The sequence below is a fragment of the Williamsia sp. Y853 genome (assembly GCF_056786495.1).
Window position 1 is genome coordinate 705,994 of record NZ_JBXCJC010000004.1, and the last position, 20,733, is coordinate 726,726.

A 20,733-nucleotide genomic window follows, 5' to 3' on the forward strand; every position below is an offset into this window, starting at 1 on the left:
CGCTCGAAAACGTGGTGCCGCTGACCCCGTTGCAGGAATCGTTGGTCTATAAGTCCACGAATGCGGTTGGGACCGATCCGTATTCGATCGTCCTGTCGGTGCCTTTGCAGGGTGTGGTCGACGCGCAGCGGCTGCGGTCGGCGATTGCAGCGGTGATCGATCGGCATCCCGGTTTGCGCACCGGTTTCGCCCGCCGCAAGACCGGCGAGCCCGTGGGCCTGGTCCGGTCGTCGACCGAGTTCGGGTGGCAGGAGTTCGACGACTCCGACCGGCCCGAGCCCGAGCAGATCGAGCATCTCGCCCGCCTGGTCGCCGCCGAACGCACACACCGGTTCGACCTCACCGCACCGCCACTGTTGCGCGCGGCCCTGGTACGCACCGCCCCGCAGCAGTGCACCCTGGTGCTGACCGTGCACCACCTGATCGTGGACGGGTGGTCGCTGTATCTGCTGCTGGCCGATGTATTGCGTTCTTACGGAGACGATCTCACCGAGCCGTCAGACGGCACGAGCGCCTACTGGGGTTTCCTCAAATGGCTCGCGGCTGACCAGCAGTCGGGTGGGCAACGCCTGGAACAGTTCTGGAAGCCGGAGCTGGCCGAACTAGACGGTGGCACCTTGCTCGCCGAGCCGCGATCACCGGGCGCACGGTCGGAACTGCCGACCGAGTTCGAGGTGTCGGTGGAATCCGAGGTGGTCACCCGGCTTCGCGAAACGCTCGGTGCGGCAGGTCTGACGCTCAACACCGCATTGTCACTGGTGTGGGCGACTGTTCTCGGGAAACATCTCGGACGCAGCGATGTGGTGTTCGGCGCAACGGTCTCGGGGCGCCCGCCGGAGATCGAAGGCATCGAGTCGTCCATCGGAACCTTTGTCGACACCGTGCCCGTCCGGGTGCGGTTGTCGCCGTCATGCAGCCTGATCGACAACGCAATCACGCTGCAGCGAAAGCAGATTGCGCTGATGCCCGCGATGCACGTGGGTCTGGGTGTGCTGCAGCGCGCTGCCGGGGTCGGCGACCTCTTCGACACCATGCTGGTGGTCGAGAACTTCTTGATCGACTCCGCGGTGATCGACGAGGCACAACGCAGTGCGGGCCTGGATATGGGTGAGCCGGCCATCGCGGACGCCACCGAATTCCCACTGTCCCTCACCGTGGTCCCTTCACCGGCGTCCGGGATCCGGATCCTCGTCAAGTTCTCGCCGAGCCGGGTCGCCGAACAGGTGGTCCGGTCGTTGGTCGACCGGATGTGCATGGGGCTGAGCCTCTTTGCCGAAGCACCTGGGCGCTCGCTGGGCAGCATCGATTTCACGCTGTCTGGAGAGCGCGAGCAACTCGAGACGTGGTCGGCGATCACCCCCGGCGGGCCCACGCCGTCGGTGCCGGAGCAGATTCGAACCCGCGCGGCAGCCGGCCCTGACGCGACCGCGCTGGTGACCGAATCCGCAACGCTCACCTATGAAGACCTGCTTGCCCGCGTCGACGACTTCGCGCACGAGTTCGTCTCGCGTGGAATCGGCTGCGAGAGTGTCGTTGCGATTGCGGTGCCGCGTGGCATCGACGCGGTGGTGTCGATGCTGGCCGCACTAGAGGTGGGTGCGGCGTATCTGCCCATCGACCTGGAGTACCCGGCCGAGCGGATTTCCTACATGGTCTCCGATGCCGTACCCGCGCTGGTGGTCACCGACGATCCGCGAGTTGGTGCCTTCGCGGGCTGCCCGGTTGTCGATCCGGTGACGATCGAATCCCGAAACAGGCGCACCCCGAGAGCGGCCGGGACGTACATCCCGGCCGCGATTGCCTACGTCATCTACACATCCGGGTCGACCGGCACGCCCAAGGCGGTGCTGGGAACAGCAGGTGCGCTTGCCAACCGAATCGCGTGGGCGGCGCGGGACTGGTCGTTGCCCGCTGCCGATGTCCGGCTCGCGAAGAGCTCGTTCAGTTTCATCGACGGATCCACAGAACTACTCGGTGCGCTGGCATCCGGGGCACAGGTGGTCATGGCCGATTCCGGGAAGGCCAAAGACCCACAAGCCCTGGGACGGCTCATCGGTGACCATGTGGTCAGCCAGCTGACGGCGATCGGCGGACTGGCCACGACGCTGGTGGACACCACGCCGGTGCCATCGCTGCGCCGATGGATCCTGAGCGGTGAACCGCTCACCACCGATGCGGTGAATCGGATCAGCCGCGCGACGCCCGGTGCACAGCTGGTCAACTCGTACGGTTCGTCGGAGGTCGCCGGTGACGTGACCACTGCGGTGGTGACTCCGGGCGACCGGGTACTGGTCGGCTCTGCGGTACCCGGCACCGGGATCGCTCTGCTCGACATGTTCCTGCAGCCGGCCGCGCCGGGTGCGGTCGGCGAGGTGTACGTACGTGGTGCCCAGTTGGCGCGCGGCTACCGCGGTCGACCGGGCGCCACCGCGCAGGCCTTTGTAGCGGATCCTGCCGGGCACGGCACCAGGCTCTATCGCACCGGTGACCTCGGCCGCTTCGACGAGAACGGCCGATTGGAACTACTGGGCCGCAGCGACAGCCAGGTGACCATCCGGGGTCACCGCGTCGAACTGGCCGAGGTCGAGGCGGTCCTGGCGGCGTTGCCCGAGGTCCGGGCGGGTGCTGTTGCGGTCCGTGCCGACGCGCACGGCGACAACCTGCTGGCCGGGTACGTTGTGCCCGAACATGGTGGCGTGACAGGGCAGACGCTGCGCCAGGCGATGTCCCAGCGGCTGCCGGGACACCTGATCCCCACCGCGTGGACCCTGGTCGAGGACCTTCCGGTCCTCCCGAACGGCAAGCTCGATCGTGGGAGGTTGCCGGAACCCGTTGTCACCGGTGAGGGTGGTGGGCGCAGCGAACCGCGCACCCGGGCGGAGGCGCAGTTGTGCACCCTGTTCGCCGAGGTCCTGGGCGTTTCGATGATCGGACCCGAGGACAACTTCTTCGATCTCGGTGGGCATTCGCTGTCGGCCACCCGCCTGATCACCCGGTTGCGCGCGGCACTCGGCTCAGCGCTCACCGTCGCCGACATCTTCGAACGACCCACACCCGCACAACTGGCGGAACTTGTCGAGTCCGATGCCGGCACGGCCACCGAACCTCTTGTGGCGCAGACCCGGCCCGCACCGCTGCCTTTGTCGTTCGCGCAGCAGCGCCTTCGGTTCCTGCACCGGATCGAAGAAACCCGGTCGGCCTACACCCTGCGCTTCGCATTGCGGCTGCGTGGTCACCTCGACCGGGATACGCTGCGGCGGGCCCTGGCAGCGGTGGTGGACCGGCATGAGGCACTGCGAACGATCTTCCCGGAAGACGCCGAGACCGGTCACGCCATGCAGGTCATCCTTCCTGTCGGAACCGAGGTGGCGTGGAACGAGAGTTCCTGTGGCGACGGCGATGTGGCCGACAAGTTGCAGTCTCTCGGTGAGCAGACCTTTGATCTGACCTCGGAACTCCCGATCCGCGGCGAGCTGATCGACATCGGTCCGCAACACTGCGTGCTGGTGCTGCTGGTCCATCACATCGTCGCCGACGAATGGTCCGCGACGGCGTTGATGAATGACCTGGCCCGGGCCTATCAGGGTGAGTCACTGCCGATGCTGCCGGTGCAATACGCGGACTACGCGCTGTGGCAACGTCACGTCCTCGGGGAACCGGATCAGCCGACCGAACTCACCCGTGGGCAACTCGACTATTGGCGGGACCGGCTTGCGGGGATACCCGTTGAGCTGCCGTTGCCCTACGACCGGGCGCGTCCGGTACATGCGACGTATCGCGGCGGCACAGTCGAGTTCAGCATGGGTGCGGAAGAACTCGCTGCCCTGCGGCAGGTTGCGCGGGTCACCGGATCGACGATGTTCATGATGGTCCACGCGGCGACGGCCATTGCGCTGTCGGCGTCGGGCGCAGGCACCGACATCGTGGTCGGAACACCGGTTGCGGGTCGCACCGACAACGCTCTCGATGAATTGGTCGGGTTCTTTGTCAACACGCTGGTACTGCGCACGGACCTCGGTGGTGACCCGACCCTGGCCGAGGTGATCGCGACCATTCGCACCACCGACCTCGAAGCGTATGTGCATCAAGATGTTCCGTTCGAGCGAATCGTCGACGATCTGGATCCGGAGCGCTCGCTGGCGCGTCAACCGTTGTTCCAGACCCTGGTGCAGTACCGGAACGCGATTGTCGCCCCGAAGTTCCGGGGCACGGTCGCTGAACCGGTCTTTGCCGATTCCCGGACTGCAAAGTTCGATCTGACGTGTGAGTTCCGCGAATCGGCGCAGGGCCGCGGATTGACCGGAACATTCGAGTACGCAACCGATCTCTACGATCGATCGACCGTGGCGACGATGGCAGGACGGGTGCGGGCCGTACTCACGGCCATGGCCGAAGACCTGACCACCCAGGTGTCCTCGTTGCGATTGATCACCGCCACCGAATCGCAGTTGGTGCTGGCAGGCGCGCACCCCTGCACTCCGGTGGCGTCGTCGCTGACAGATGTGTTCGCGCAGTCCGTGCGCAACCATCCGGAATCGGTTGCGGTGCAGGACGCGAACGCGGCCCTGACCTACTCCGAGCTCGACCAACGGTCACGAACACTGGCGGCGACACTGGTGGCAGCCGGAGTCGGACGCGGCTGCTTTGTGGCGTTGATGATCCCGCGGACAACGGATCTGGTGGTGGCGGTACTCGCCACCCTGCGCGCAGGTGCGGCATATGTCCCGATCGATCCCGACTACCCGGCCGATCGAATCAGAATGATTGTGCAGGACTGTGCTCCGAGCGTCGTCGTGGTTGCCGGTGGCACCCGCCCACCTACCGGATTGCCGCCGCAGGCAACCGTGGTGGACCTCGAGACAGCCTGGCAGACCGTCGATTCGGCTGCGCCCATGCCGCTGGTGGTGCTGACAGAACAGGATCCGGCCTATGTGATCTACACGTCGGGCAGCACCGGTCGGCCCAAGGGTGTGGTCGTCTCGCACGGCAATGTGTGCGCCTTGCTCGGTGCCACCGCAGGTCGGTTCGAGTTCGGCCCGAGCGACGTATGGTCGCTCTTTCACTCCTACGCGTTCGACTTCTCTGTGTGGGAATTGTGGGGGGCACTTGCCTACGGGGGCCGGATCCAGGTTCTCGGTCGCGACGAGGCCCGATCGCCCCGGGCGCTGCTCGAGACGATCAACCGTGCCGGTGTGACCGTCCTGAACCAAACCCCTACCGCCTTCCGGCAGTTCGATGCGGCCGACACCGAAACGCCGGGTATGGCAGAGTCGTTGCGGTACATCATTTTCGGCGGCGAAGCCCTGGAACTCCCGGCGCTTTCCGGGTGGTTTGCACGGCACCGCCGCGTATCCGGTGACGCGCAGGCAGGTCCGGCTCTGATCAACATGTACGGCATCACCGAGACCACCGTCCACGCGAGTTGGCTCCAGATCACGGAGAACGACACCCGGGTGCCGTCGAGTTTGATCGGCGCCCCGCTTGCCGGATTCCGGGCGCGCGTACTCGACCACCTGCTGCGCCCCGTCGGTGTGGGCGTGAGCGGTGAGCTGTACCTCTCGGGGCCACAGGTCACCGCCGGGTATCTGCGGCGCGCCGGTCTCAGCAGCGTGCGTTTCGTCGCCGACCCCTGGGGCGCGGAAGGGGAGCGGATGTACCGCTCCGGAGATGTGGTCCGGTGGACCGATCGGGGCGCCCTCGACTACGTGGGACGCGCCGACCAGCAGGTCAAGATCCGCGGATTCCGTATCGAACTCGGTGAGATCGGGGCGGCGATCCGCGACGTCGAGGGCGTCCGCGACGCTGTCGTGGTCGACCGTGAGGGCCCCTCGGGTGCAACCATTTTGGTGGGTTACGTGGTTGCTGCGAGCAAACCCGATTCGGCTGATCCGGAATCAGCGGTCCTCACTTCTCGTGACCGCATATTCAGTGAGTTGAACTTCAGGCTTCCCGATTATATGGTGCCGTCGGCGTTGGTGTTCTTGCCCGACTTCCCGATGACACCGCACGGCAAGCTCGATCGCGGCGCACTTCCCGATCCGGACTTCACCACGAGTGTTACCTCGCGGGAGCCGGAGACCGACAACGAGCGGATCCTGTGTGAGGTGTTTGCCGAAACGCTTGGACTCGAACAGGTTTCGGTCGACGACGACTTCTTCGCGTTCGGCGGTGACAGTATCGTGTCGATCCAGCTCGTGAACCGGGCGCAGCGCCGAGGTCTGACCTTGGCGACACGGGATATCTTCACCCACCGAACCGTCGCCGCACTCGCGGCGGTGGCGACAAACGAGTCGCAGGACCAAGCCGATATCGATGCCGCGGTCGGCCCGGTTGCATTGCTGCCGATCATGTCTCGTCTACGTGAGCTGGGCGGATCGAGTACCCACATCAATCAGTCGATGGTGGTGCAGGTTCCGGTATCGGCCGACGGTGAGGTCATTCGCTCGATCGTGTCGGCCATGGTCGATCATCACGACGCCTTGCGCCTGCAGCTCACCGATATTGCAGGCATCCTGTGGTCGCTCGAGATCAGGCCACGGGGCGCGGTGTCGGGCGCAGACTGCGTGGAAGTGGTGCGAGTGTCCGATGACGCCGACCTCGGCGATGCGGTGGCCCACGCTTCCTCGGCCGCCCGCGATCGCCTCGATCCTGAAGCCGGCCGGATGCTGGCCGCGGTCTACCTCGACCGGCCCAGCACCCCGGGCCGGCTGGTTCTTGTCATCCACCACCTGGCCATCGACGGTGTGTCCCGTCGGATCATCCTCGAAGACCTGGAACAGGCGTGGGCGGACGTCCAGGCCGGCAGGCCGATCGATCTGCTGCCCGCGCGAACCACGTTGACGGAGTTCGCGGACCGGGTTTCGGCTGCGGCGCTCGACTCCGGTCGGCAGCGTGAGCTCTCGTATTGGCAAGATGTGCTGGCGCCCGGCGGCGAACTGGTTTCGGGTCCGGTGGCCGGGACGGTGGGCGAGCAGCGCATGGTCGAGGTCGCACTCGATACCGAGACCAGCGCTGCGCTGCTCACGTCGGTGCCGGCACTGTCCGGAGTCGAGGTGACCGCGGTCCTGCTCGGATCGGTTCGAGCGGTTCTCGGCGAGAGTGAACGTGAAATCGTCGTCGATGTCGAGCGTCATGGCCGTGAAGATCCCGATTCGGGTCCGTCGGTGGAACTGACGCGAACACTCGGCTGGTTCACCGCGATGGCACCGGTTCGGTTGCCCGCCTTCACATCTGTTGACGACGCGGTGGCGCAGACGGCGGCAGCGCTGGCCGCGGTACCGGGATCCGGACTCGGATATGGAATGCTTCGCCACCTCGATCCCCAGACCAGTGCGATTCTGTCTGAAACAGGCAGTGCCCAAGTGCTGTTCAACTACTTGGGGCGTATCCCGGTCGGCAAGGGTGGTGATTGGCTGCCGTCTGAAGAGTCACAGGCACTTGTTACCCCACCGGATACGGATCTTGGTGTCCCGTATGCGTTGGAGATCGAGATCGTGTGCATCGATGGGCCCGATGGCCCGGTACTGCGTGGCAGGTTCACCTACCTGCCGAGTGTCCTGGCCGAGGACGAAGTGGTGAGTGTGGCGCGGCGATGGATGTCGGTCAGTGGGCAATTGGCGGATCCCGCCACGAATTCGGTGGAGGTAGCACGGTGACCGACGTCAAGGAGTCTTACGGCAACGTGGACGAGACCGCAGCGCAGGGTCCGGTGACGCTGCCTGCCACGGCTGCTCAGCGGGATGTGTTCCTCGGCGCGCAGACCGCGCAGGACGCCACCCTCTACAACACCGGACTCTATGGAGAGGTGACGTCGGGTCCGCTCGACATCGATCGCCTCACCACTGCGATCGGCAGCGTGGTCGCCAAAGCTCCCACCCTGCACGTTCGGTTCACCATGGCGTCTGACGGAGAACTCCGGCAAATCGTCACGCCGCCGGGGAACACCATTCCCGACGTTGTCGATCTGCGCGCGGACGCAGATCCGCGTGCTGCCGCGATGGCGTGGATGCGAGCTGAGCTCGACCGGCCCCACGACGTCGCCACCGACGATCTGTTCGGGACCGCAGTCCTGCTGTTGTCGGACTCTGTGACCATCTGGTTCCTGCACGCACACCACATCGTCTGCGACGGTGTCGGACTGATGCAGCTCGGCCTCTCTGTGCGTCGTGCCTACCCCGCACCTGCCGAGTTCGATCCGGGACCGCGATGGTCGATAGAGGGCTACGTCAAGGCAGATCAGGACTATCGGAACTCCGATCAGTTCGACGCAGACCGGGCGTATTGGGTCGGGCAGATGGCCGACCTGCCGCCTGCCCCGCGTCTGTTGAATCGCTTTCTGCCGGCCGCGCAGGGGACCGAGCATGCTGCGGTGATCCTGAACACCGACCGCACGAAGGTCCTGCAGGACCTGGGCAAGGATCACGGTCTGTCGTTGGCGCAGGTGCTGATCGGTGTGCTCGCCGCGTTCACCCATCGAAGGACCGGTCTGTCCGACATCGTCTTCGCGCTGCCGACCACCGCGCGTGGGGTCAGTGAACTGCGAACCGTTCCGGCGATGGTGACCAGTGTCTTGCCACTGCGAATTCCCGTCGACGGTCGCGACACACTCACCGACATCGCCCGCAGAGTCGCCGACCGTCTCGCCGAGATGTTGAAGCACAGTCGGTTTCGGGGTGAAGACCTCGGCCGGGAACTACGCGGCCTCGACCCCGGGTACCGCATGTTCGGCGCCGGTATCAACGTCCTGTCCGCCTCCTCGAACGCGACCGTCGGAGGTTTGCCTGCGCAGTTCGTCCCGCTCGCATCAGGTCCGGTCGGAGACGTCGAGTTCCTCGCCGTGATTCAGCGGGGTCTCGAACCGATCCGCATCGCGTTGCGTGGTGTGGCCGACGCCAAAAATGATGTGCTCGAGATCAGCCGCGAACTGGAGGCGTTCTTCGAGGAACTGTTTGTCGACCCGACCGCCAGGCTGCAGGCACTGGGGTCGAGCGCTGTGGCGGTGTCCGGCGGCGAACCGCAAGCACTGCCACTGCTTCCGTCCCTGCACCGGGCGCGGCACCAGCCTGAGACCGTCGCAGCATTGCGGACCCGGACGGTGACCTTGCCCGCCGGATCCACCGCCGAGGTCGTCCGCGACGCGGCGTATTCACTGGTGAGCGCCCATCCGATCCTGCACAGCCGGTTGGCCGAACCCGCTGCGGGACTGTGGTCCCTGGAACCGGTCGATCCCGAAACCGCATCTTCTGGAGACGAGATCGACGTCCGCGCCGGCCGGATCCTGTGCGCGCACTGGCGATCCGACGAACTCACAGCACATCTGACGGTTGCCGCATTGTTCGTCGATGAGGTGTCGCTGGACGTACTGGCGGTCGAGCTGGAACAGGCCGCTTCGGACGCGCTTGCCGGACGGGCGATTCGAATCGATCCTCCCGCAACACACATCGCAGCGCTGGCCCGCGAACTCTCGGCCCGATCGCGCTCACCCCAACTGCTCGCCGAATTGCCCCGCTGGCTTGCGGTCCATGCCCCGGGCGGTCGGGTGGCGGCCGGGGTGACCCACCAGGGGGATTCGGATCAGACGGCGCAGACCGGATACGAGTCCGAATCACCCGTTGGCGCACCCGATGAGCTCGCACCCGAAGAACTCACCGCGGTGTTGTCAGCCGCGGCGGCTGCGACGATCGCGCGTTGGGATGCCGCCCGCGGTATCGACCGGACCGAGGTCGTCTTCGAAGTCGGCCAGGACATCCATCACAAGACCCCGTTCGGCCTGGACCTGTCCGGGACCGTCGGCCCGCTCCGTTCGGTGGCGCCCATCCGGTTGTCGACAGGTTCGGGGGCCGAGTCGGCGCAGCTCATCGAGACCGCCCGCGAGTTCTGGTCCGACGCAGCGGATGTGCGCTACGAGATTCTTCGTCACCTGCAGCCGCAGGCAGGCGCCGCCCTGGCGGCCTTACCACCGGTCGACTTGCGGGTCGAACGACTGGACACCGACGAACCGTTGCCTGCGCAGACGGCGATCAGACTGGCCCTGCGTCGCGGTGCTGACGGCTGGTCGGCGCATGTGCAGGGAAGGTTCTCGGCGGCCAGTGAACTCGAGTTCGAACAGCTTTCGACGATCTGGTCGCAGACCCTGACAGCTCTGTTGCCCGCGGCAGCGGCGCGGACGTCGCGCTACCTGGTACGGGTGACCCCCGAGCAGGACGAGGCCCTGATTTCACTGGCCGGAGAACACATTTCTGATGTGTGGCCACTGTCGCCGCTACAGGAGGGCCTGTTCTATCAGGCCCAGGTGGACAGCGGAAACGACATCTACACGGCACAGTTCTGGCTGGACGTCGATCACCAGCTCGACGCGGACCGGTTGCGGGTCGCCGCCACCGAGCTGATGAAACGCAATCCCGCAATCCGTGCGGGATTCACCGTCGACGGTTTTGATGCGCCGGTCCAATTCGTGGTCGACGATCTTGAACCCGCATTGGTCGAAGTCGATCTGTCGGGATACCCGGCTGCCGATCGCGAGGCGATGCTCGAAGCAGAGCTGCTCCGGGACCGGCGAACCCCGTTCACGCTCGATGCACCGCCGCTGTGGCGGATGACGCTTGTCCATCTCGACTCAGGTCATGACCGACTCGTGATCAATCGTCAGTTCATGCTGTGGGACGGCTGGTCGGGTGGCCCCTTTGTCTCCCAGCTGCTGGCACTTTATGCCGCAACGGATTGCGGCACCGTCGAAGCTCCGCATGCGACGTTCGGCGATTACCTTGCCTGGCTGGGTGGACAGGACCAGCAGGCCGCGCACGACGCGTGGGCGCAGATCCTCTCCGGTGTCGAAGAACCGTCGCTGCTCGCGCCGCGTGCGGCGGGTACGGTGACCGCGGCACCGGCGCGCATCGAACGCACTCTCGGAGCGGATCTTTCAGTCGCCCTCCGTGGGGCATCTCGTCTGGCGGGCGTCACGCTCAACGCAACACTCAATTCCGCTCTGGCGCTGGTGCTCTCACGTCACCTCGGTCGGGCCGATGTGATTTTTGGTTCCACCGTGTCGGGTCGCCCGACCGAGGTCCCCGGTCTCGAAGGAGTCATCGGGCTGTTCTTGAACACGATTCCGGTCAGGGTGGGGCTGCGGCCCGGGGAGACACTCACCGAACTTGTGCGCAGGGTGCAGACCGACCGGGTGGACTCGATGGCATACGACCATTTGGGACTCGCCGGAATCCAGCGCGCCGCCGGCGTCTCGACGCTGTTCGACGTCCTGTACGTGCTGCAGAACTTCCGCACCGAGGACGAAGAGGCCGAACAATCGCAGCGGCACGGACTGCTCGGTGAGGGCAGCCTCGATCACACCCACTACCCGGTCACCATCGTGGTGACGCCGAGCGAGGACATCCGCTTCCGGATCGAGTACCGGAAAGACCTGATCAGCGACAACCTCGCCGCCACGATCGCCGACGAGTTCCGTTCGGTCCTCGCGACGTTCGTAGATGCTCCCGGCACCGTCGCTGCTGCCGCGCTGCCCGTTGCGCTCCCGGCGGAACGACGGGAACCGCGCCAGGACGGCCTCGACCTCCAGGACCTCCCCGACACCACGATCTCCGAGATGCTCGCCGAGCGCGCGGCACTGATCCCGGCGGAAATCGCGCTCGTATTCGGGCAGCAGCGCGTCACCTACGCAGAACTCGACGCCCGGATCAATCGATTGGCCCGACTCCTGGCGGGCCAGGGTGCCGGTCCCGAGTCGATCGTGGCCATCGCGCTACCCCGCAGCATCGACACGGTGGTTGCGCTGTTCTCAGTACTCCGTTGCGGTGCAGCCTATCTGCCCCTGGAGCTCGATCATCCCGACGACCGTCTCGCGGCCATCCTCGACCAGGGCGATCCGATGGTGGTACTCACCGTCGCGGGCACGGCGCAGCGACTCGGCGGGCGAAATCTGCTGGTCCTCGACGACGCCAAGACCCGTGGACATCTGGCCGATCTGCCTGAATCACCGTTGACCGACGTCGAACTCGGGATGTTCGCGCCCGGAACACCCGGCCGCCTTCGGCATCCGGCCTATGTCATCTTCACCTCGGGTTCGACGGGTCTGCCCAAGGGTGTGTCGACGCCCTATCTCGGGCTGACGAACATGCAGCTCAACCATCGCAGTGCAATTTTCGATCCGACGGTTCAGGCTGTCGCTGAGTCCGGCAGGAGCGGGCGGCTTCGCATCGCCCACACCGTGTCGTTCGCGTTCGACATGTCGTGGGAAGAGCTGTTGTGGCTGGTCGAAGGCCACGAAGTCCATGTCTGCGACGAAGAACTCCGCCGCGATGCCGCCGGGCTGGTGGACTACTGCCGTCAGCACCTCATCGACGTCGTCAATGTCACCCCGACGTACGCCCACCATCTGTTCGAGGCCGGACTTCTCGCCGGACCGGAGGACGTCAGAACCCCGTATCCCGGGCATCGCCCGCCCCTGGTCCTGCTCGGCGGCGAAGCGGTTCCCGAGAACATCTGGCAACAGCTACGCGAAACCCCGGATGTGCTGGGCTACAACCTGTACGGACCCACCGAGTACACGATCAACACACTCGGCGCGGGCACCGACGAGTGTGACAAACCCACCGTCGGACATCCGATCAGCCGCACGCAGGCCCACCTACTCGATGCGTGGCTCCGGCCCGTACCCGAGGGCGTGGTCGGCGAGCTGTATGTGACCGGCGCCGGTTTGGCGCGTGGTTACCTCAATCGGGCCTCACTGACCGCTGAGCGATTTGTGGCCGACCCGTTCGCGGCGGCCGGGCAGCGGATGTACCGCACGGGTGACCTGATGCGATGGCGGGCCGACGGGAACCTGGAGTTCCTGGGACGCACCGATGATCAGGTGAAGATCCGTGGCTATCGGGTTGAGGTCGGTGAGGTCGAGGCGGTACTCGACGCCCATCACGACATCGTGCGGGCTGCCGTGATCGCTGCCCCGGATCCGTCGGTTCCCGGTACCAAACGCCTCGTCGCGTACGTGGTGCCCGCGACGGGCTTCGATGGCGATCTGGCCGCGTTGCGGGCGTACCTGGGAGGATTGTTGCCCGATTACATGGTCCCGGCGTTGTTCTCGGCGGTGGACAGCCTGCCGATGACCGTGAACGGCAAGCTGGACATCGCCGCGCTGCCCAAGCCGGAACTGGCCGTCGGTGGCGTGCGACGTGCGCCGCGGACCGACACCGAACGTGCATTGTGTGAGGCATTTGCCTCGATCCTCGACGTCGACGAGGTCGGTATCGACGATGACTTCTTCTCACTCGGCGGACACTCGATGTCGGCGATGCAGTTGGTCGGCAGAGTGGAGGTCGACGGACGCAAGCTTGCGGTCCGTGATCTGTTCGAGGCGCGGACTCCGGCCGCCCTGGCCGCACGTCTGCAGGGTGGAGATGTCCGGGCCGATCCGCAAACCTCCTCGTTGAGCGCCGTCGCGAACACGCCACGGCCCGAACTGGTTCCGCTGTCTCCGGCCCAGGAACGCCTGTGGCTCCTGAACTCACTCGATGGTGACGACCTGGCGTATCACTACGCGCATGTCGCGCGTGTCGGTGGAGTTGTCGACGAGAATGCGCTGCGCGCGGCACTTCTCGACGTGCTGGACCGGCACGAGGCGTTGCGCACGGTGGTTCGTATCGTGGACGGACAACCCACCCAACACGTCGTTGCGGCCGCCGATGCACTGGCATTCGATGTACTCGAGCACCGCGGCGCCGATGACACGGCTATCCGCACCAGTGTCGCAGCACATCTGACCCGGCCTTTCGATCTCGAACGCGGGCCGGTTCTGCGGACCTGCCTGGTCCGGGTTGGGGAGGCAGGCGAACACTCGGTGATCGCTTTGGCCCTGCACCATATGGTCACCGACGAGTGGTCGGACCGCCCGCTGCTGACCGATCTGACCATCGCATATCTGGCCCGGTTGTCCGGTACCGCACCTGAATTCGCCGACCTGCCGGTGCAATACGCCGACTACACCCTCTGGCAGCTCGAGCGGCTGGGATCGGTGTCGGATCCCGGGTCTCGCGCGGCGCGCCAGTTGGACTACTGGGAACAGACGCTGGCCGGCCTGCCCGATGAGATCGAGCTGCCACGCGATCGGCGTCGCCCGACGGTCCCGAACGGGGCCGGTGACATGGTCACCGCGCAGGTCGGACCCGAGGTCCGCGACGCGCTGCTGGCAGTGGGACGCAAGGTCAACGCCAGCATGTTCATGGTCACCCAGGCTGCGGTTGCCGCGCTGCTGAGTCGTCTCGGCGCCGGGACCGACCTGGCCCTCGGTTCGCCGATCTCCGGTCGAGGCGATCCGGCTCTGGCCGACCTGGTGGGTTTCTTCGTCTCGACGCAGGTGCTGCGGATGGACGTCTCGGGTAACCCGACGTTCACCGACCTGCTGGAGCGGACGCGTGAGGTCGATCTGGCCGCTTTCGAGAATCAGGATCTGCCGTTCCAACAGATCGTAGAAGCTCTGAGCCCGTCGCGTATCGCCGGTCGTAACCCACTCTTCCAGGTGATGGTCAGCTACCTGCAGATCGGTGGTGGCAACCCTGATTTCCTGGGTATGCCAACCGAATTCGAGAACCTGCAGGCGCAGCACGCCAAGTTCGACCTCGCGTTCACCTTTGTCGACGCCGACGCGTCGATGACCATCGGCGTCGAGTACTCGACTGAACAGTTCGACCGCTCCACAGCAGAGGGTTTCGTCCGCAGGCTGGTTGGTGTCCTCGAACAGATCGCCGCGCGTCCGGCCATCACAGTCGGCGATCTGACGGTGATCGACGCAGCCGACAACGAGGTGCTGGCCGCACTCCGGGGTGCTCGGGTTCCGGCACCGCCGACCTTGGCGGACCTGTTGGTCGCCCGCCCGCCGCAGCCGCAGCCGGCCTTGCTGACCCCCGGCGGCGGATCGGTGTCGCATGGCGATTTCCGCGGCTCCGTCGCACGTTTGTCGCGTCATCTCATCGCCTCCGGAGTTGGTCCTGAGTCCGTTGTCGCCGTGGCGATTCCACGCTCGGAAGAATTGCTGAGGACCATTCACGCCGTCGTCATGGCGGGCGCCGCCTACTTGCCGCTCGATGTGGATTATCCGGCGGACCGGTTGCAATACATGGTCGACGCCGCGACACCGGTCGTCGCGATCACGGTTGCCGACTGGGTGGGCAACATGCCCGCGGGCATCCCGGTCGTCGTTCTCGATGATTCGCTTGTGTCCGAAGCGCTCTCCGAACTGTCGGGTGATCCGATCACGGACGGCGAACGCACCGAACGGCTGTTGCCGGAACACCCCGCCTACGTGTTGTTCACCTCGGGGTCGACCGGTCGACCGAAGGGTGTTGTGGTCTCGCACCGGGCGATCGTCAACCGGCTGGTGTGGATGCAGAGTGTCTACGGCGTCGGGGCCGGTGACCGAGTTCTGCACAAGACGCCGATCAGCTTCGATGTCTCGGTGTGGGAGCTCTTCTGGCCGTTGGCATATGGTGCCACCCTGGTGATCGCCGAACCGGAAGCACATCGCGATCCGGCGTATCTGGCGCGGCTGATCGACGAGCAGCGAATCAGGTACGCACACTTCGTTCCGTCGATGCTCGAGGTTTTCTTGGCGTCCCCGGCGGTGACAGCGGTGCCGAATCTGGCCGAGCGTGGACTCGAGGCGATCATCGCCAGTGGGGAAGCGTTGCGGGCGGATGTCGCGCAGACGCTTCGTAACCGACTGCCGGGTGTGCGCCTGGACAACCTTTACGGACCCACCGAGGCAGCGGTGGACGTGAGTGCAGCAATCGGTGTGGGTGACGGAACCTTCGAGGATCCTGATCTGGTGAGTGCTTCACTGTCGCTGGGTGGACCGGTCTGGGGCACCGACCTGTTCGTCCTCGACACATTCCTCCGGCAGGTTCCCGAAGGCGTGATCGGGGAACTGTACCTCGGTGGCGTGCAGTTGGCCCGCGGCTATCACGCGGACCCGCGGCGCACGGCGGAACGTTTTGTGGCACACCCATTTGTGGTCGGTGAGCGTCTGTACCGGACAGGTGACCTCGTATGTGTGCGCCGTGACGGCGAGGGCCGGATCGGGCTCGATTATCGTGGCCGCTCCGATCAGCAGGTCAAACTGCGTGGTTTGCGTATCGAACTCGGTGAGATCGAAACGTCGATACTCGAAACCGGAGGATTGTCGGCAGCTGCGGTTGCCGTGCACGCGGATGACCTCGTGGGTTACTACGTGCTCGACCCGTCGTCGACGGAACATCCTGACGTCGAAACGATACGCAGCGCCATCGCATCTCGGCTGCCGCGCTACATGGTTCCAACGCACATGATCGAACTCGACGTTCTTCCACTGGGGCCGAGCGGCAAACTCGACAGGCGGTCACTGCCGGTTCCGGTCAGTGCGGCGCGTACCTCACGAGCTCCCGAAGGTGAGCTCGAGACGGTGCTCGGTGAGATCTTCGGCGACGTGCTGGGCTGGGACCCGGAGCAGGGACCGGTCGGTGCAGAGGATGACTTCTTCGCACTCGGCGGACACTCGCTGCTCGCGATCCGGGTCTGCAACGCGCTCGGCGAGAGGCTTGGCGTCTCGGTGGGGATGCGGGACCTCTTCGAGAAGCCCACGATCGCCCAGTTGGCCGAGCACCTGAAGGACAGTCGGGCCACGCAGACGCGTCCGCAGTTGGTGGCCCGTACCCGCTCTGATCGGCTTCCGCTGTCGTCCGGGCAGGCCCAGATGTGGACCATGTACGCCGTCAGTGGCGCCGACCCCACGTACAACGTGCCGGTGTTCTGGTCTCACCCCGGTCCGATCGACGAACAGGTTCTGGCGCAGGCGCTCGCCGATGTTGTTGCCCGGCACGAGGTTTTGCGCACGGTCTACCCCGAGGTCGATGGAGAACCGGTCCAGGTCATCAAACCGGCCGGGACGGTCACCGTGCCCGTCGAGTCGATTGCGGTCGGTGAGGCCGAGGTGGTCGCTGCGGTCATGTCGGCGGTGTCATACGGTTTTGAGCTCGATCGCGAGGTGCCGTTGCGGGCAACCGTTCTCAAGACCGGTGCCGGAGCAGATCTGGTGCTGCTGGTGCTGCACCACATCGCGACCGACGAGTGGTCGGTGGCGCCGTTGCAGCGAGACCTGACGGAGGCCTATCGGGCTCGATCGGCCGATGCTGCACCGGACTGGACCCCGCTCCCGTTGCAGTACGCCGACTATGTGCTGTGGCAACGTGATCTACTCGGTGACCCGAACGACGAACGCTCCAGGAGCTCAGTCGCCCTGGACTATTGGCGTACCCGGTTGGCAGGGGTTCCCGAAGAGCTTGCATTGCCCTACGACCATCCACGACCGGATCGGATGAGCAATCGCGGCGGCACCGTCTTCCGCCGGATCGATGCCGGGATCACCAGGCCGCTCCGAGAACTCGGAGCTCAGACCGGCGCCAGCATGTTCATGGTCATGCAGGCCGCGGTCGCAACAATGCTGCACCGCATGGGCGCCGGTACCGACATCGCGATCGGATCACCGATCTCCGGGCGTAGCGACGCGCAGCTCGACGACATGGTCGGCTACTTCCTGAATACGGTTGTGCTGCGCACGGATCTGTCCGGGCAGCCGTCATTCATCGAGTTGCTCGGAAGGGTGCGGGAGAGCGATCTTGCCGCTTTCGATCATCGCGACGTGCCGTTCGAGCAGGTTGTCGAGACGGTGGCGCCGAACCGTTCCCCGGCGATCCACCCGCTGTTCCAGGTGATGATCGTCTACCTGACCGGGACGCTGCCGGATACGTCGTCGTCCGGTATCGGTGCACCGGAACAACTTTCCGGCAACGGCACGGCGAAGTTCGAGCTCTCCTTCGATTTCACCGAAGACCAGGCCACCGGCGTTGTCGGCTGCGCGTTGCAGTACAGCAGCGATCTGTTCGAGCGGTCTACGGTGGAGGCGCTCGCGGAGCGCCTGATCGCGGTGCTGCGTACGGTTGCCGGGCGCATGGATGTGCCACTGCGTGAGATCGATGTCTTGTCGGCCACAGAGTCGGACAATGTGGCGGCATGGTCGACGGGTGAGCAAGTGGACCTGCCGCCGGGCACGATCAACGAACTGCTGGCCGACGCGGCATACCGGCATCCGGCTGCGGAGGCCGTCGCGTTCGGTGACCAGAGTTTGAACTATGCGCAGTTCGACATGCAGACGAACGCGTTGAGTCGCCTGCTCCTGCGCCGCGGTGTGCGCCCGGGGGATCGGGTTGCGGTGGCGTTGCCACGCAGTCTGGAATTGCCCGCGGTACTGACCGCGATCATGCGTACCGGCGCTGCCTATGTGCCGATCGATGCCGATTATCCACTCGATCGCATCGAGTACATCCGGGAAAACAGTGCGGTGGCACTGACAATCGCCGATTCCACGACGGTGTCGGCACTCGGTGATGCCGCCGATGTGGTGCTACTCGACGACGCCGCGCTGCGCGCCGAACTGGCCGAACTGTCGACAGAGCCGGTCAGAGATGACGAACGGGGCCGGGCAATCCTGCTCGGCGACGCCGCCTACACGATCTACACCTCGGGTTCGACAGGACGCCCGAAGGGGGTGGTCATCGATCATCGGGGCCTGGTCAACTTCCTGGTCTGGAAGCAACGGGCCACCGGAATCGATGCCAGCGACCGGATCTTGCAGAAGACCCCGTTCTCGTTCGACGCCTCGGTGTGGGAGTTCTTCGTCCCATTGATGATCGGCGGCACGGTCGTGATGGCCGAACCGGGTGGACATCGGGACCCGCAGTACCTGCTCGACGAGATCGAGCGGGCACAGCTGACAACGGTCGAGTTCGTGCCGTCGATGCTCAATGCTCTTCTGCAGTACGACTTCCCGAAAGAGGCCACCGCATCGGTGCGGCGGGTGTTCTGCGGTGGTGAGGCACTGTCTGCGGCAACCGCGGCCGCGGCACTGGCCCGGTTCGATGCAGATCTGTACAACCTGTACGGACCCACCGAGACCACGGTCGGTATCACCGGTGAACTGGTGACCGCGCAGGTCGTCGCCGGCGGACAGGGTTCGGGGGCGGGTCTGTCGATCGGGAGCCCGGCCTTCAACTCGGCGGCGCGAGTGCTCGACAACTCGCTACGGCCGGTGGCCGTCGGCGTCGTCGGCGAACTGTATCTCGGTGGTCCCCAGGTCGCGCTGGGTTATCACGGTCAGCCGGGCCTGACCGCAACCCGCTTTGTTGCCGATCCCTTCAGTGCAGTCGGCGAACGCCTGTACCGCACCGGCGATGTCGTCCGCTGGACCGAGCACGGTTCGATCCAGTATCTGGGCCGGATCGATGATCAGGTCAAGATTCGCGGCTTCCGTGTCGAGACCGAAGAGATCAGGTTTGTGCTGGAATCGCACCGGGACGTGCGAACGGCGGCAGTTGTTGTGCGCAGGCGTGGTTCCCTCGCAGAGCCCTACCTGGCGGCCTACGTCACGCGTACCGCTGCCGGGTCCGGCCGGGCAATCGAAGACGGGCTCATCACCCGGTTGCGGGACTTCCTGGCAGAGCGGCTTCCCGACTACATGGTGCCGGTTGCGTTCGCCGAACTGGACGAATTGCCGGTCACCGTCAACGGCAAGTTCGACGCCAGTGGCCTGCCGGAACCGGTGCCGTTCGCGGCGATCGATCACCGGGACCCGGCGACGGCGACCGAGATCCTTGTTGCCGAGGTGCTGCGAGAGGTCTTGGAGATCGGCCAGGAGGTGTCGATTTCGTCGAACGACGACTTCTTCGGTCTCGGCGGTCAATCACTGTCGGCGACAAGGTTTGCCAATGCTCTGCGCAGCAGGACCGGACTACCGCTGGCCCTACGGACCATCTTCGACCGGCGGACCGTCACCGGGATCGCCGCGGCGATCGACGCGGGAGTCCAGAGTGGACAAGGCCATCCGATCGCGGTGGAACTCGCACCGTCGGCACGGGGTCGCTACGTCTTTTGTGTGCACGCCATATCCGGGGTGGGGACCGTGTATTCGAGTTTGGTGCCGCATCTACCCGAAGGCCATGGCCTGATCGCGCTGCAGGATCCGGCCCATGGCGGATCGTCGCAGGACTTCGAGACCCTCGACGAGCTGGTGGCGACCTACACCGAGGTGATCCGCGAGCACCAGCCCGAGGGTCCCTATGAGCTGCTGGGCTTTTCGTACGGTGGACATATCGCCTTCGGGATCGCCCGCGAGTTGGAGGCTGCCGGTGCCACCGTCAGCGGCCTGACCATCCTCGACACTCCACCGGTCGCCGCTGACACGGTGAATACCTCCCCGGATCCAGATCAGCTCGAGCGCGAGGTGATTCGGATCTTTGCGCACTATGCCGCACTGTCGGCCGCGGACGTCGATGCGGTGGCCGGGTTGCCCCGGGATGAGGCACGAGCCCAGATCGCCTGTCGTAGTGCAGAATCGGGTGGACCGATGGCGGATTACAGCCTCGACGACGCCCGTGCGTTCATGGCTTCGTACGCACGCTGCCTGCGGCTGATGAAGCAGGCGCCGACACATGGTGAGGTCTCGGTGCCGATCGATCTGGTGTTGGGTTATCTGCACTTCGAGACCCAGGATGCGACCCGCGAACTCTGGCAGGGGCATTGCCGCAGCGTTGTGCGATCCTCGCACGTACCGGCGATGCACGACGACATGCTGACTCCGGACATCGTGGGGCAGTGGTACCGCGGGCCGGTTGAATGATCGTTGGTGATGGGTTCTCG

The 20,733-nt window shown here is 65.4% G+C and carries 2 protein-coding genes; both read left to right on the top strand.

Features of this window, described 5'->3' with window-relative positions; translation table 11 throughout:
* The first annotated feature begins 11 nt into the window (after positions 1 to 11).
* The gene (locus AC1TPF_RS23875; RefSeq protein WP_482140195.1) at positions 12 to 7,655 is read left to right on the top strand and encodes an amino acid adenylation domain-containing protein; all 7,644 of its coding nucleotides are present in this window, start codon (positions 12 to 14) and stop codon (positions 7,653 to 7,655) included.
* Positions 7,652 to 20,713, top strand: a complete 13,062-nt coding sequence (locus AC1TPF_RS23880) for an amino acid adenylation domain-containing protein (protein ID WP_482145475.1) — start codon at positions 7,652 to 7,654, stop codon at positions 20,711 to 20,713. Before AC1TPF_RS23875 ends, AC1TPF_RS23880 begins: the two co-directional genes overlap by 4 nt.
* Positions 20,714 to 20,733 lie beyond the last annotated feature (20 nt).